This window comes from Eisenbergiella porci (assembly GCF_009696275.1).
GTDB classification, from domain to species: Bacteria; Bacillota; Clostridia; order Lachnospirales; family Lachnospiraceae; genus Eisenbergiella; species Eisenbergiella porci.
Genome location: NZ_VUMI01000017.1, coordinates 88,252 through 103,232, shown reverse-complemented (window position 1 = coordinate 103,232; position 14,981 = coordinate 88,252). Strand labels below are relative to the sequence as shown.

General features: G+C 51.6%; 11 protein-coding genes. 10 read left to right on the top strand and 1 reads right to left on the bottom strand.

The window, feature by feature from the left end; genetic code table 11:
* Positions 1-152 precede the first annotated feature (152 nt).
* Together FYJ45_RS12390 and FYJ45_RS12385 are read left to right on the top strand one after the other, a co-directional pair.
* Positions 153-887: a ParA family protein gene (locus tag FYJ45_RS12390; RefSeq protein WP_321170229.1), complete on the top strand. Its 735-nt coding sequence runs from the start codon at positions 153-155 to the stop codon at positions 885-887.
* The gene (locus tag FYJ45_RS12385) at positions 880-1,920 is read left to right on the top strand and encodes a ParB N-terminal domain-containing protein (RefSeq protein ID WP_154464822.1); all 1,041 of its coding nucleotides are present in this window, start codon (positions 880-882) and stop codon (positions 1,918-1,920) included. Before FYJ45_RS12390 ends, FYJ45_RS12385 begins: the two co-directional genes overlap by 8 nt.
* A gap of 10 nt (positions 1,921-1,930) precedes the next feature.
* Here FYJ45_RS12385 and FYJ45_RS12380 read toward each other — a convergent pair whose 3' ends face one another.
* Positions 1,931-2,590: a hypothetical protein gene (locus tag FYJ45_RS12380; RefSeq protein WP_154464821.1), complete on the bottom strand. Its 660-nt coding sequence runs from the start codon at positions 2,588-2,590 to the stop codon at positions 1,931-1,933.
* A gap of 118 nt (positions 2,591-2,708) precedes the next feature.
* On the opposite strand from FYJ45_RS12380, the gene FYJ45_RS12375 reads away from it, so the two are divergent.
* From FYJ45_RS12375 to FYJ45_RS12340, 8 genes are all read left to right on the top strand, one after another.
* Positions 2,709-3,077 carry a TnpV protein gene (locus FYJ45_RS12375; RefSeq protein ID WP_154464820.1) on the top strand — a complete coding sequence of 123 codons (369 nt, stop codon included), beginning with the start codon at positions 2,709-2,711 and terminating at the stop codon, positions 3,075-3,077.
* A gap of 62 nt (positions 3,078-3,139) precedes the next feature.
* Positions 3,140-10,396: a GNAT family N-acetyltransferase gene (locus FYJ45_RS12370; RefSeq protein ID WP_154464819.1), complete on the top strand. Its 7,257-nt coding sequence runs from the start codon at positions 3,140-3,142 to the stop codon at positions 10,394-10,396.
* Positions 10,397-10,406: 10 nt separating this feature from the next.
* Positions 10,407-10,628, top strand: coding sequence for a hypothetical protein (locus FYJ45_RS12365; protein WP_154464818.1), 222 nt, complete (start codon positions 10,407-10,409; stop codon positions 10,626-10,628).
* On the top strand, positions 10,621-11,715 hold the full coding sequence (locus FYJ45_RS12360) for a hypothetical protein (RefSeq protein WP_154464817.1): 1,095 nt from the start codon (positions 10,621-10,623) through the stop codon (positions 11,713-11,715). The genes FYJ45_RS12365 and FYJ45_RS12360 overlap by 8 nt, the downstream gene beginning before the upstream one ends.
* Positions 11,716-11,869: 154 nt before the next feature.
* Complete coding sequence (locus FYJ45_RS12355; RefSeq protein WP_154464816.1) at positions 11,870-12,763, top strand: hypothetical protein; 894 nt, start codon at positions 11,870-11,872, stop codon at positions 12,761-12,763.
* Complete coding sequence (locus FYJ45_RS12350; RefSeq protein WP_321170228.1) at positions 12,750-13,337, top strand: hypothetical protein; 588 nt, start codon at positions 12,750-12,752, stop codon at positions 13,335-13,337. The genes FYJ45_RS12355 and FYJ45_RS12350 overlap by 14 nt, the downstream gene beginning before the upstream one ends.
* Complete coding sequence (locus FYJ45_RS12345) at positions 13,321-13,911, top strand: DUF4314 domain-containing protein (protein ID WP_235930778.1); 591 nt, start codon at positions 13,321-13,323, stop codon at positions 13,909-13,911. The genes FYJ45_RS12350 and FYJ45_RS12345 overlap by 17 nt, the downstream gene beginning before the upstream one ends.
* Before the next feature lie 11 nt (positions 13,912-13,922).
* Positions 13,923-14,981: a DUF3991 domain-containing protein gene (locus FYJ45_RS12340; RefSeq protein ID WP_154464815.1), complete on the top strand. Its 1,059-nt coding sequence runs from the start codon at positions 13,923-13,925 to the stop codon at positions 14,979-14,981.

Below are 14,981 nucleotides of genomic sequence, written 5' to 3'. Positions count from 1 at the left end.
CTTCTTGATTGGTTGAAATCGCTGTAAGGAGTTCTTCCGAATTATGCAAAGTCTAAAGAGCCCGTACACTTTATATAATCAACAAAGTGTGGGCTCCACTTTGCATAATAACTTACTTTTCATAACCAGTGTTATGCGAAGCTTCGCATAACGTGGCGAAAACCAGCAGCACCCGGAATCTGGCCTACTCCCTGGCGGAGATGGGACAAAGAGTGTTGGCGGTGGATTTTGACCCCCAGACCAATTTGACTATCAGCTTTGGTATTGCGCCAGCGACTGTAAAGGAATCAACGGCATCCCTAATGATGAAGATGCTGATGGATGAGGTTCTGCCGGACAAGGACTCCTATATCTTGAATATTGGGCGGGTTGACCTGATCCCGTCTAAAAAGGCTTTGACTGTGGCAGAAGTGAATATGCTGATCGAACGGCAGGATGACTGTCTGGACAAGCTGCTGTCACCCCTGCGCTGCGATTATGACTACATCCTTGTAGATACCGGCCCCTCTCTCGGTTCCCTTACCATCAACGCCTTTACCGCAGCCGATGGGATTATGATTCCGTTTGACGCCGAATTATTTGCCCTGGTTGGCCTGAAGGAACTGACCGATACCATCTCCAAAATTAAGCAGAATCTGAACCCCAAAGTGGAAATCACCGGTATCTTTTTTACCAAGTGCAGCAAGCGCACCACCCTTTACCGGGAAATCAGCGAACAGGTCCATGCAGCCTTTGGGCATCTCCATATTTTTGAAAGCCGTATTCCAGCCACCGTGAAGGTTGGAACGGCCAACAGCAAGGGGTTAAGCGTCATGGAACTGGATGCCAAAAATGAAGCTGCCGCAGCTTATATGAATCTCGCAAAGGAGGTGCTGGCAAATGCCTAAAATCAATCCGCGCATCAAGTCCATTGACGATCTTCTGGGTGTTACACAAGCCACAGGAGCCGGGGTTGAAGCAGCATCCAAGTCCGTACCTGACAAGAATAATGAAATTCAGATGCTCTCCCCACAAATTATTCGCAGCTTCCGGGATCATCCGTTCCGGCTGTATGAGGGCGACCGGCTCAATGATCTGGTAGAAAGCATTTCGGAACATGGGGTCCTGAATCCCACCATCATCCGCAAGATCGAACGGGATGAAGATGGCTTTGAGTATGAAATGCTGGCCGGTCATAACCGGCAGAACGCCGCAGCCATTGCAAACCGTGAACTTCCCTGTATCGTCAAGGAAAATCTCTCCGATGAAGATGCCTGGATTTATGTGATCGAAACCAATGTCCTGCAACGCTCCTTCTCCGAAATGCTGCCCTCTGAAAAAGCGGCGGTGCTGGCTCTGCGCTATTCCAAGATGGTCTGTCAGGGGCGCCGGAACGATATTATCGAGGAACTGAAAAGGCTGGAAAACCCTGATGAAATCAGGGAAAATCCCACAAGTGGCACTCAGTGCCACAGGACGAAAAGCCGGGATATTTTAGGTGCTGAATACGACTTAAAAGGCCGCGCCGTTGCGAACTATCTTCGCATCAATGAGTTGATTACTCCGCTGAAAAGGCGAATTGATGATGCTGAGTTCCCGATTGTGGTAGCTGTGCAGCTCTCTTATCTGACCGAACAGGAACAGGAGATGGTTGACGATGTACTTTCGGGAAGCGAGTACAAGGTCAATGAGGGAAAGGTTGTCCTGCTGCGGGAATATACCGGAAAGCTGACCCCGGAGCGTACCGAACAGATTTTGTCCGGCGAATTTAACCGGAAACCCAAGAAATCCACGGCTACGGCGTTCAAGGTCAAACCGGCGATTTACAAGAAATACTTTACCGCCAGCATCAGCCAGAAAGAGTTCGACAGCATTGTGGACGAGGCGCTTGCCCTCTACTTTGCTCAGAAAGGACAGGAATCCGAGCAAGAAGCCGGATAACCGGCCATAATCACCAATACAGGAAGGAGGTCAGATACCGTTGAGAAATGATGAACGCCTGCGGACGATATATGAAGTCATGGCTCCCTATATCGTCCGAAATGAACACAACTGGCGGGATTATCTGGCATTTGCATCGCAGTTCCATAAGCACAGTTTTGACAACATACTTCTTGTGTACGCACAGGACGAGGATGTTTCGATTCTGGCCACACGAAAGCAATGGGCAGCCATAGGCAGAAATTTGATTCCCCGTGCAAAGGGCGTTGCCGTTTGCGTCTACCGGAATGCCAAACTCACTCTTGACTATCTCTTTGATGTAAGCCAAACTACTGGCAAAGAGATTCATCCTACGGACTGGCAGCTTTCCGATGAAATGAAAAAGGCCCTGACCGAGCGCCTGTCGTATGCCCACGGTTTCCCCAAGCAGGATTTTCCCCAAGCGCTGTATGCGATGGCAAGCGAATCTGTCGCAGAGAATTACAACCACTATTTGCAGGAACTCAAGCAGGAAACCAAAGGCCATTTGTTCACCGAGATCCCGGCCGGTGGTTTTGAAGCCCAATACATCCAGCTTTTGACCGACAGCATTTCTTATTTCATAGGCAAAAAGTGTCACCTGCCGGGTGAAGAAATCCAGTTGAGTGACGGTATGGCGACGGTCAGCCATTTTAATACACTCCCGCTGGTTGCACATCTGGGTACGGCAGTAACCGCCCTTTCCAAAGGTATCCTGTTAGAAGTAGAACGGAACATCAAGATTATCAATCGTGAAAGGATGGCACAACATGAGCAAACCGAATATCAATCTGAAATACAGCGAGCAGGACGGGATGATGCTTCCCGATCTGCAAATCTCCAACAGCAGCGAAGCAGATCAACCTCTGGGCAGGTACGGCCGGATGGCTCTGGAATACCTCAGAGAGAATCACCCGGAGCGATTTACGACTTTGAAAATGGATGGCAGTCTGATGGAGATCATGCACCGGGTACAGGACGAGGCGACCGGGAAGATCGAAGCCCTGACGCAGCAAATGCTCCAGCAGGAGCCGCTTCCGCAGACCGAGGACATCATGGTGCGGACGCGACACCTGAACAGTCTGAAACTGATGGCGGAGGAAACCGTACTCCAGAGCGTAGTCCTGATTCCCCGCTGACCGAGGAACAGCCAAATACAGAAGTGGCGCCAAGCGCCGCACCTGTGGGAGAGCCGTCTGAAATGGACGGCTCTTTTTCTGTTCCTGAGGTACAACCTACACGTCATTTTACCGATACAGAAGTCCGGCGCAATTATGAGTACATCCTGACCAGCACCAATCTATACCCCCCAGAGCTGCACAGCGCGGTTCGCAGCGTATTGTCAGAACCGCCGCTCAACCCTGACTGGTCAGACAAAGGGCGGCAGATTGCGGCTCTATTTACTCCCTATGGCGACCGTGAATATCAGGGCGATCTTCTCTATCGTACCCGGTTGCATGGTGAAGATGGCATTTCATTTTTCTTTGATGAAGGCTATACCTACATTCCCTGGAACGGGCTGGCGTTTTTACTGGATGCCATGATCGAGGATGGCGACTATCCCAATCCTGTTGTAGAGGAGCAGCCTGACCCCATCGGGGATTATAACATCCCTGATGAAGTTGATGAAATGGGCGGTCCTCACCGGCAAATGACCATTGGAGAAGCGGATTTTGATTATGTTCTGGATGCTGTTGCCTATGAAGCCGGAGAAACCGTAGTGGAACCGGTCAAGCCGCAGGCGATTGTTCAAATGGAAAACGACACGCCAGCAGCCGGTGACGAGCCTGCATCCGTTCCTGACGAAAATCCCCCTGTTGTTGTGGAGGCCCCCGAAACGGCTCGCCCCACAGATACAGCGGAGCAGCCTACACCGCCGCCCGTCAAAGGAAACACGACGGCGCACAAGAATTTCCGCCGCTTTCAAGAGTTGTTCCCGGAGATTGTGTCCGGTCAATATGAGTATCTGCGGCTGGAGGCCGGAGAAGCCTACTATCCTCTGGTCATTCACCATAAATACGGTTCCCATTACTGCATGGAGAATTACTATATGCAGAACGGCGACCGGATGTATGACCCTTATATGGACTTCCAAATCGACAAAGAGGCTGGGACACTTCGGGCTTTCAGTTATGAGAACAGCGGCATTGGTGTATATAACGAGGCTGATCCCGACGACCCCGCATACGAGAAAGCAATCAACGGGTTCAACAGTTTCTTTGCCACCTGGCTGAACAATATTCGCAGCCAAGGCTATGAGCCGGTGCGGGCCTCTATGATGGTCAACGATGAAGAAGTCGATGTGGATTTGCGCCCGGCTGCCGAAGCTGTTCCGGTCGTGGAAGAAGAACAGCCTGAGCAGCTCTCCCTTCTGTCCTTGGAAAAGAGTACGGAAGATCTGCTTGTTGAGCGTGTCATGCAAAGAGGCCCACTTACCGCAGGAAAAAAAGAACAAATCTACGAGTTTGCTCAGACCCACCCCACCGGATCAGAATTTACTACTTTCCTAAAAAAGCTATATGGATATGAAGGGTTCTCCGGCGATGAAATGGGCGTGAAATACGCCATGTTCAATAGTGAAGGTGTCACTATCGAATGGCAGGATGAGCAGGGCGAAACACAGGAAACAAAGTTGTCCTGGGCGCGGGCTGCCGGTGTCGTGCAACGCCTGGTGGATGAAGGTCGCTATCTGGAAACCCCTGTTGTCAGCCAGCCGGAGCAGCAGGATGAAGTGCAGCCTTTCAGTGACCAATACCGTCTGTTAGACCGTCTGTGTGCTGACTGCGAGTATTTTCTGGGGGCGGGACAGCGGGCAGAAAAGCATTTGTGGGCAGGCAGCGTGGATGCACAGATTGAGAAAATGCGGGAACTGTATGCCCAACTGCCGGAAAAGCCTGATTGGATTTCCTTGGAGGTAATCAACGCCTACGCCCGCCGCATGGCAGCCCCGGAGCCGGTAGAAGATACTGCGGAAGCCCCGCCGGAGGAAACGCAGATTTTGGACGAAGCCCTGGACGCCCATCATGGACAGATTGATATGCTGATGCAGGCAGTCCGAGGTGAACTGACGGTTGGAACCATCCGATACAGCATTTTTGAGGGGCGGCCTCATATCAGCATGATTGAAGTTCTGGAGGACTACCGCCGCCAAGGTATCGCAACCCAGATGCTCCGCTATCTGCAAGGGCAATATCTCAATGAGGAAATTGTATGGGGGTATTTGACCGAGGATGGCTCGGCCCTGTACCAAGCCGTGGTGGATGAACAGCCCAATCCCGACTATCTCCGGGTACAGAGCGACTTGGAAGCCATTACACGGGAGTATGATGCCTATGTGACCCGTATGGACGGCGGCGCAATCCTCTCTCAACAGGAAGCTGCCGATATGGACGATCTGGAGGATACACAATACCGGCTGGAAAAAGAATTGGAAGAACTGCGCCCCATTCGCGCCTTTGTCCGAATGGACGATGGTGCGGCAGCAGAGGCGCCCGCTGTTATGGATGAAACCATGCACACTGATCCGGCGCCCCTTCGTGAGCCGCCTGCGGCGCCGCAGGTCGCCGCACACAACTTCCGTTTTTCCGAGGACTATGACCTGTATCCAAGTGGAGCAAAGACCAAATATAAAAACAATGTCATGGCGATTAAGCTGCTCAAGCAGATTGAACTGGAAAAGCGGACAGCGACACCAGAAGAACAAATCATCCTTGCCCGCTATGTCGGATGGGGCGGGCTTGCCAACGCTTTCTCCAGTACTGCCTCTGGCTGGGAGAACGAATATCAGGAATTGAAGTCCCTGCTGACGGATGTAGAATATAAGGCGGCCATGAACTCCACCATCACAGCCTACTACACCGAGCCTGACCTGATCCGGCACATTTACCGCGCCCTGGAACGGTTTGGCTTCGAGGGCGGCCCTGACCGAAAAATCCTGGACCCCGGCATGGGAACCGGTAACTTCTACTCTGTGCTGCCGGAGCAGTTTCAAGGGAGCAAGCTGTTTGGTGTAGAGTTGGATTCCATCACCGGCAGAATCGCAAAGCAGCTTTATCCTGATGCGGATATTTCCATCATGGGATATGAAGCTACCAAATTTGAGGACAACAGCTTTGATGTGATCCTGGGCAATATCCCGTTCAACTCCGTGAAAATCTATGACCGGCGCTACAATGACCTGAACCCGTACATCCATGACTATTTCTTCATCAAGTCCCTGGACCTTGCAAAACCGGGCGGCATCATTGCCTTTATCACCAGCAAAGGAATTATGGATCGCAAGGACGAGAGCCTGCGGGAATATATCGCACGGCGGGCAGAGTTCATCGGAGCCATTCGCCTACCCAACACAGCGTTCAAGGCTTTGGCGGGAACCGATGTAACAGCGGATGTTGTTTTCTTGAAAAAGAGAGCGCAGCCCATAGAACTTGATCGCACGAATCTTCCGTCCTGGATTGAAACTGACCTGGATCGCAGCAAATGGATCGCCTATAACCGCTATTTCAAAGATAATCCCGAAATGCTCATGGGCGAGATGGTGAGCAGCCGGAATATGTACGGAAACGAAGATGGGACGGCCTGTGTTGCCCCGGAAGATTTTGACCTGAACCAGCATCTTACCCAAGCGGTTGATTCCCTGTACGCCCGTTTCACCGCAGAGCCGGATGAAGAAATGGAAGCAGACGAACCGGAAGAAAGCAATCCAGAGTACGAGGACGCTCCGGCCGGAACCAAAAACTTCACCTATGTTGTTCGGGATGGCGAGATCTTCTTCTGTGAAAAAGATAAGCTGATCCCGCAGCCTTACACCGGCATGAAGGCCAAGAGAATCAAGGGACTGTGTGAGATTCGCACTGCGCTGCTGGAGGTCATCAACATCCAGTCCCATGAGTACGACCCGGCTGATCTTCAGAAAGTACAGGACACACTCAATCAGGTATATGACCGCTTCGTTGCAAAGTATGGAGCCATCAACAGCAAAGGCAACATCCTCGCTTTTTCTGATGATGACCAATTCCCTCTGCTGCGTTCTATCGAGGATGAGCGAAAAGACAGGACTGGTTGGGAGAAATCAGCGATCTTCACCAAAGCCACCATCCGTCCCTTCCGTCAGGTCAACCATGCAGACACCGCCGAGGACGCCCTTCAAATCTGCCTGAATCACAAGCTGCGGGTGGATCTGCCCTATATGTCCTTCCTGACAGGAAAAGCCCCACAGGAGTTGGTGCAAGAGCTGGATACTCGCATCTATCTCAATCCCCAGAAATACTACGGTAATCCGCTGGAAGGCTGGGAACTTGCAGAAGAATATCTCAGTGGTCATGTGCGGGATAAACTGCTCTATGCACGTCAGAAGGCAGCGGAAGAACCGGAACTCTTTGCCCGGAATGTAGAGGCTTTGGAGGAAGTACAGCCGGAGCCGCTGACTCCTGCCGACATCGAAGTGAATATGGGCGCCATCTGGGTTCCCATTGAGTATTACCGCCAATTCATGTATGAAACCTTCCAGACCAGCGGATATGAAAAGGTCATCGAGGGCGGTGACAACCGGCGCCGCATTGATATTGAGTATTTCTCCTATACCACGACCTGGCGTGTCACCAATAAAAATGCGGAACCGGATTCCGTAATGGTCAATCAGACTTTCGGAACCAAGCGGAAAAATGCTTACGAGATTTTTGAGGATTGTTTGAATATGCAGTCCACAACTGTCCGTGACCGGCAGGAATACATCAATGAAAAGGGCAACCAATCAGTCAAATATGTAATCAACGCACAGGAAACCATGATTGCCCGCGCCAAGCAGCAACAGATTCAGGAAGCATTTGCGTCCTGGATTTGGAAAGAACCGGAGCGCCGGGACAGGCTTCTGCGTATCTACAATGAAACCTTCAACACAGTTCGCCCCCGTGAGTTTGATGGGAGCCATCTCGTATTTCCCGGCATGAACACGGAGATGAAGCTGCGGAAGCACCAGCTTGATTTTGCTGCCCGTGTCATCTATACCGGGACGGGGCTTGCCGCACATGAGGTAGGCGCCGGAAAGACCGCTGCTTTAATTGCCGCCGGGATGTATCTCAAGAACCTGGGGGCGATTCACAAGGCGGTGTTTGTGGTTCCCAATCCCCTGGTGGGCCAGTGGGCAACCGAGTTCTATCGCTTTTTCCCCAACGCAAACCTTTTAGTATCCACCGCAGAGGATTTTACTCCCAAAAACCGCAACCGCTACATTTCTAAAATCGCCACCGGAGAATATGACGCAGTGATTCTGGCGCACAGCCAATTTGAGAAAATCCCAATCTCCACAGAGCGGCAGATCGCTATGCTGGAACGGCAGATCAACGATATTGAAAATGCAATCCATGAGATCAAGAGCGAAAACGGTGAAAATTGGTCTGTCAAGCAGATGGTCATTTTCCGAAAAAATCTGGATGAGCGGTTGAAAAAGCTGTCTGCCGAGGAAAAGAAAGACGATCTGCTGACCTTTGAGCAGCTGGGCGTAGATATGATGATGGTGGACGAGGCGCATTTTTTCAAAAACTGCTTCGTCTTTACAAAGCTGCGGAATGTGGCTGGTATTACAACCTCATCCAGCCAGCGGGCCTTTGATATGCTGCTTAAATGCCAGTATTTGCAGGAAACAAATCAAGGACGGGGCGTGGTGTTTGCGACCGGGACTCCCATCAGCAACTCGATTTCCGAGCTATTTGTCATGCAGCGGTATTTGCAGCCGCAGGAGTTGGAACGCTTTGGCTGGTCCTACTTCGACACCTGGATCGCCCATTTTGCCAAACGAACCTCTGTACTGGAATTGAAGCCGGAGGGAGGCGGCTATCGGATGCGCGATCGCTTCGTCCGCTTCTACAATCTCCCGGAACTGATGGCGGTCTTTCGTGAGGTCGCTGACATCAAAACGGCGGATATGTTGGATATTCCCGGACTCCCGGCTGTTCGCACTGGTAAAGCGGAGATTGTTTCGGTGGAAGCGACCCCCGCACAGCAGGCAATTATGGCCGATTTTATCATGCGGGCGGAAGCAATCCGAACCGGCCGAGTGAAGCCGGAAGAAGATAATATGCTGAAGCTGACCGGTGAGGCCCGCCTGATGGCGATTGACCCGCGCCTGATTCGACCGGATGCGGATGGTACAGGAAGTAAGTTGAGTGTCTGCATTGAGGATGTTTATCAGGTTTGGAGGGACACCGCCGCCTCTGCTTCCACGCAGCTTGTCTTTTGTGATGTTGGTACTCCCAAAGCCGGGAAATTCAATGTATATGATGAAATAAGAAATGTGCTGCTGGCAAAGGGTGTGCCGGAATCGGAGATGGCCTTTGTTCACGACGCCACTTCTGAAGCACAGCGGCAGGAACTGTTCGAGCGTACCCGCCAAGGAAAAGTCCGTATCTTAATCGGCAGCACCAGCAAGCTGGGAACCGGCGTGAATGTTCAGAATAAGGTAATCTCCATTGACCATCTGGACTGTCCGTGGAAGCCCTCTGACATTACACAGCGAAATGGACGTGGGGTACGGCAGGGCAACGAAAACCCTGAAATTATGATAAAGCAATTCGTAGCCAAAGGAACATTTGATGCGTATCTCTGGCAGATTCAGGAGCAGAAATTGCGCTATATCACGCAGATTCTCACCGGAAAACACATTGCCCGCTCTTGTGAGGATGTGGATGAAACCGTCCTGTCTGCCGCACAGTTCAAGGCGGCCGCTACCGACAATCCGATGGTCGCACAGAAGATGGAATTGGAAAACCGGGTCACGGAATTGAAAATCCTGCGGGGTGCGTGGAGTAACGAGCAACTTTCTTTGGAGCGCAAAATCAGCACTATTTATCCTGGGCAGATAAAGCGGTATGAAAAGGAAATCGACCAGATCGGTGAGGATATTAAACTGCTGAACCAATCGGCCGGCAGCGACTTTTCGATTGTCTTGAACGGTAAACGCTATACAGAACGGTCAGAGGCCGGAGAAGCCTTCGGGCTGCTCTATCGCATGATAAAAGAAGGCGCAAAGGACGATTCAGAAGAATTTGAGATCGGCGCTTACCGCAGTTTCCCGTTGTATCTGTCGGTCGGTTATGTTTCACGATTGGTCTTGAAATATAACCACCACTATGCAACAGAGGTAGGGACTTCCGCTTTAGGTGCTATCACCCGCATTGAAAACCTTGCTGAACGGATTCCCGGCTATCTTAAAGAAGTCCAGCGTGAGTTGGAGGAAACAAAAAAACAACTGGAGGTTGCCCAGCAGCAGGTTGGACAGCCATTTATTTATGAGGATGAGCTGTCTGAAAAGGCTGCTCAACTCTCGGAAATCAACACCAAGTTGGAGTTTGAATCATTACAGGAAAGCGAGGTGATTTTGGATGAGGATGGAGAGCGATCTGATAGCAAGGAAAATCAATCTGTTGACTGTGTTCTTCCCAGCGCTGGCGCCGAGCTATAAGGAAATTATTTTGAACGCATTTGACCAGTATTCGCTATTGAAAGCGTATGTGCGCCGGATTATGGATTGCTACCCTGGCATACAGGCGGAAGATTATGAGAAGCTGGAAAAGGCTCTTATACAATCTCTGAGGGATGCGGAAGTGGACTGTGTCCATAAGTACCTGTCTGCAAAATTCAGTGATGAAGCCATTGATGCACTGGTAAAGGAAATGGAGGCCCGTAATGTCTGAAAAGCACTCTGCTGTCTGCTATATTTTCCGGGAGGGAGCCTTCACCCCTGTTCAGGAAGCGAAACCGCTGCGAAATGAGTTTAACTTGGATCTCTTTCAATATAAAGGGGCTGTCTATGAGGGGAAAACCGGTCTGCGTCTCTGTCCGGTACAGGACGCAGAGTATCTTTCACTTTTTATCAGGAGCCACGGCGGGATAGAAAAAGTACGGCAGACGATTGAGAGCAGTTTGGAGCGTACCGGTCTTTCTCCCCGCTATACCCGACCGGATGAAAAGAAAAAGGACATCTTTCCGCCCAAGGAAAAAGACGAGAACCGGGTCTTTGCCAAAGACCTGATGGGCAACAAGCACTACTACTACCGCTTCTACAACGAAAACGGCATTGAACTCTACACAATGGAGAAGAAACGGGAGTTCTTCCAAACGGTTTATATTCCATGTGACGGGTTTATGGTGGGCATTGACCAGCGGCACCGGCTTGAGGAAGTCCTGAAATGGCTGCCCACGCTGGAGCATGGCATCCGGGGTGAGATCGAGAGGGTTTTCAATCAGAGTATGGAAGCCCCGGAGCGGTGGGCTGACCTGGGATTTGCAAATCTGCTGGGACGGTATGAGGAAGCAAAAGCCCACAATGCCCCCATTGCTGCCAAGCGGCAGCGGCAAGCTGATGAAAGGCGGGCGCAGCGAGATGCCCGTGAACAGCAGTTGGCACAAGAACGACAGGCCCGTTACGATTCCGCTATTCGTGAGGCCGAAGGAAATATTATGGCGGGAAAGGAGGTGATAAACCGGGAAATCAACGGCAAATCTCTCATTATGCAGCTCTTTCGGGAGCATGAAATTCCTGTTCCTCTCAAAACACAGGGCTGGATCATCAATTCGCTTCACAGTATCCGGTACAATCCCCAAAGTGGAGAATGGAATTACCTTTATTTCAAAGGCAGCCGGGATAGTACCAAAATGTTTGACCTGCTTTCCAAACTATCCGCTGCGATTCAGACCCGACAGCAGTTTGAAGAACATGGGGCGTCCCCGCCGGACAGCCCTATATTGGACTGTGAGGAAGAACAGGATATGGAACTGTAAATCTGGTTTTTGAAAGGAGCCAATATGAAAAAAGCAATTTTGAGCGTATCCGCTGCCGCCGCCATGATCGGCGGCCTTTTCTATTTTGGTTGGTATCGCAACCGCCACGGCGCCAACTAAGCAAACCGACCTGTCTGGAAGGAGGTGAGGCGATATGCCGATGGCGGCGACAATAGCACCCTACACCCTGTTCATTCTGGATGATGATACCCCTCTGAATCCTCGTGAGGATCACGACTGCCTGGGGAAAATGGTCTGCTGGCACAGAAGATACAACCTGGGCGAGAAGCACGATTATGATGAGCCAAGCGATTTCCTGCGGAGCCTATTGTTTTCTGAATACTCCAGCGGCCACGACCGCAACAACCCGGTTTTCGCATTTCTCAAGTCCGGCAAGGCCAAAGATGCCCGTCTGGAATACAACCGCTCCACACGGGAGTGGGAATTGCAGGAGAATCAGCACTGGAGTTCCGACAGCGACTGGTATGTGTCCTCCAGCTATGCGGCCTCGTTGCAAGATGAGGTCCCGGACTGGTTTTTGGATGACTGCCTTTCTGCCCTCTCCACCGGCGAACTGCTTTTGCTGGTGGAGCAAATGGAGGGCATGGTGATTCTTCCGCTTTACCTGTACGATCACAGCGGGATCACCATGAACACCTGCGGCTTTTCTTGCCCGTGGGATTCCGGTCAGGTTGGCTGGATCTATGCAGATAAAGCGATGATCGAGCAGGAACACGGGAAAATCACCCCTGAAATATTGGAGAAGGTTCGTCAAACCCTGGAAGCCGAGGTCAAGGAGTACGATTACTACCTGACCAACCAGTGCTATGGATTCCAGCTTTTCAAGGAAGATGTGGAGGTAGATAGCTGCTGGGGCTTCCTGGGGGAAATCCGGGATGTTCAAAATGACATTAAGGACTATCTGCCGGAGGACTGCAACCCGGCAATCGTGGAATTGCTCCAATTCCGGGATGAGGAACTGGATATTGACGAATATTTGGAGCGATTGCAGGAAGAAACGGAGGAATTAGATTGTGAGGTTGGATAACACAGTGAATGTTTTTATCCTGTATGGCTGCACTCTGAGCAAGGAACGAAGTTCCATGCGGATCGTGGCCGCCACTACGGATGAAGAAATGCTGCATACCATCATCGGCGCCCAGATACTCAGCGGCAGAATGGATTATCGGGGCTTCAGCAATATGAAGGGTTTTGAACAGTTCCGGGCGGCCTGCCGTGCCGGTAGTGTGCAGTATAACGATCTGGACTACGGCTTTGTGGAGCAGACGGAAAATCTGATGCTCCCGGACTGTGCGAAGGAGCCGAAGCTGGAGAAATCCTACCGGCTGCTGAACCTGTCCGACCGTGAGTTCAATGCCATCCGCAGCGGTTCTCTGGAAAATCTGGGCGAAGATCGCACCCGTTTGATACTGGATAAGGCGCTGTCCTGGGCGGCCCAGAACTATGCCGGATGGGACTTGTACCGCCATTTGAGAGATGAACTCGGCATGAGCAACGAGGAAATCGGAAATGCCGGATTTGACCTGGATGAGTTCTATGAGGACGAAGCGGAGGACTCTATGGAGTACGAAGTGGAGGCTGACTATGGCGAAGAACTTTGATTCTGCCGCCCTGCCGGAGCATTGCTATGCGGTTCTTCCCGGTTCCGGGCAGCTTATCGAGGTCAGGCGCGGTGAAAAGGGCTACTATCCCTGTGCCTATTCCACCGGCGACCGTGCGTATAACAAGGTGCTGGCAAATCAGTTTAATGCCCATGAGGGTATTTCAAAGGCACAGGCGGCAGCGATGCTGGCCGGGTCCCTGTTTGGCTGGGAAGTTCCTGCCGCCGATCCCGCCCGTTACGATACGGAAGGCATCCCGATCCGTCCGGGAGAAAAGAAAGCGCCTGCCAGATCGCCGGAATATCAGTACGAACAGGCAAAGTTTATCCGGCATGATTACCAGCCCGGAACCAAGGTTGTCCTGGATGAAAAGATGGAAGATCCCTGCCGTGAAATGCCTGTGGGACTGACCGGCATTGTGGATTCCGTTGACGATCTCGGCCAAATACACTGTCATTGGGAGAATGGTTCTTCGCTGGCGCTGATTCCGGGCGTTGACCATTTTCATCGGGATATGACGCAGGAGCCTGTGATGGAGAGCAGCGAAGAACAGGAGCCTGATTTGGAATTGTGAGGTGATGTAGTATGAGAAGAAGCGCCGCTGCGTATCAGAAATTTACGGAGGATGAAATCCGGCAGGCAAACAGCGTGGATATTCTGTCTCTGGCCCGTGGCTATGGATATGAGCCGGAAAAGGCAGGCCGCAAGGCGGTTCACATGAAGCACAGCGGCGGGCTTTACATCTTCCCTGAAAACAATCGCTTTTTCCAATGGACGGGTCCTGATGATGGAGTCAAAGGCGGCGTCATTGATTTTGTCATGCGGGAAGAAAACCTGTCCTTCCCCGAAGCGGTGGGCAAGCTGATCGGCAAGCGGTTCTCTCCATCCGTCAGGCAGGTGGTTCCTTATGAGAAAAAGGAACGGGAGCCGCTGGTGCTGCCCGAAAAGGCAGACAACATGAAGCGGGCCTATTGGTATCTGGTTTCTGTCCGGGGTATCAGCCCCAAAATCGTCAGCCACTTTATGAATCGGAAGATGATTTATCAGGAAAAAAAGTATGGCAACTGCGTGTTTGTCGGCTACGATGCGGAAGGAACCGCCCGGTACTGCTCCATGCGGGCGGCCAGAGATAACAGCTCCTTCAAAATGGATGCGACCGGCTCAGATAAAAGCTACCCCTTCTTCCACGAGGGCAAAACCGATCTGCTGATTGTCACCGAGGCGCCCATCGACCTGATGAGCCATGCTTCTATTGCCGCTGACTTTTATGGGCGTGACTGGACGCAAGATCACCGTATCTCTACCGGCTGCCTTTGGAATGGAGCCATTGACCGTTATCTGGAAGGCCATCCGCAGATCAAGCGGCTGGTGTTTGCGGTGGACAATGACTATCTGGCCCGTGACAAGAATGGGCAACTGCGAAATTGGGGGCAGCTTACAGCGGCAAAATGGATGAAGGCATACACCGAACAGGGATATGCCTGCGCGGTTCATGTACCGCATTTGAACGACTTTAACACCGACCTGGTGGAAATGCGGAAGGGGCGTTCTGTGGAGGATTTAGACCGCCAGCGTATGGTGGAGCTGGAAACTGCATTTGAGCAGGATGCCGAAGAAGAACCGGAACAAGGTATGGAGGTGTAA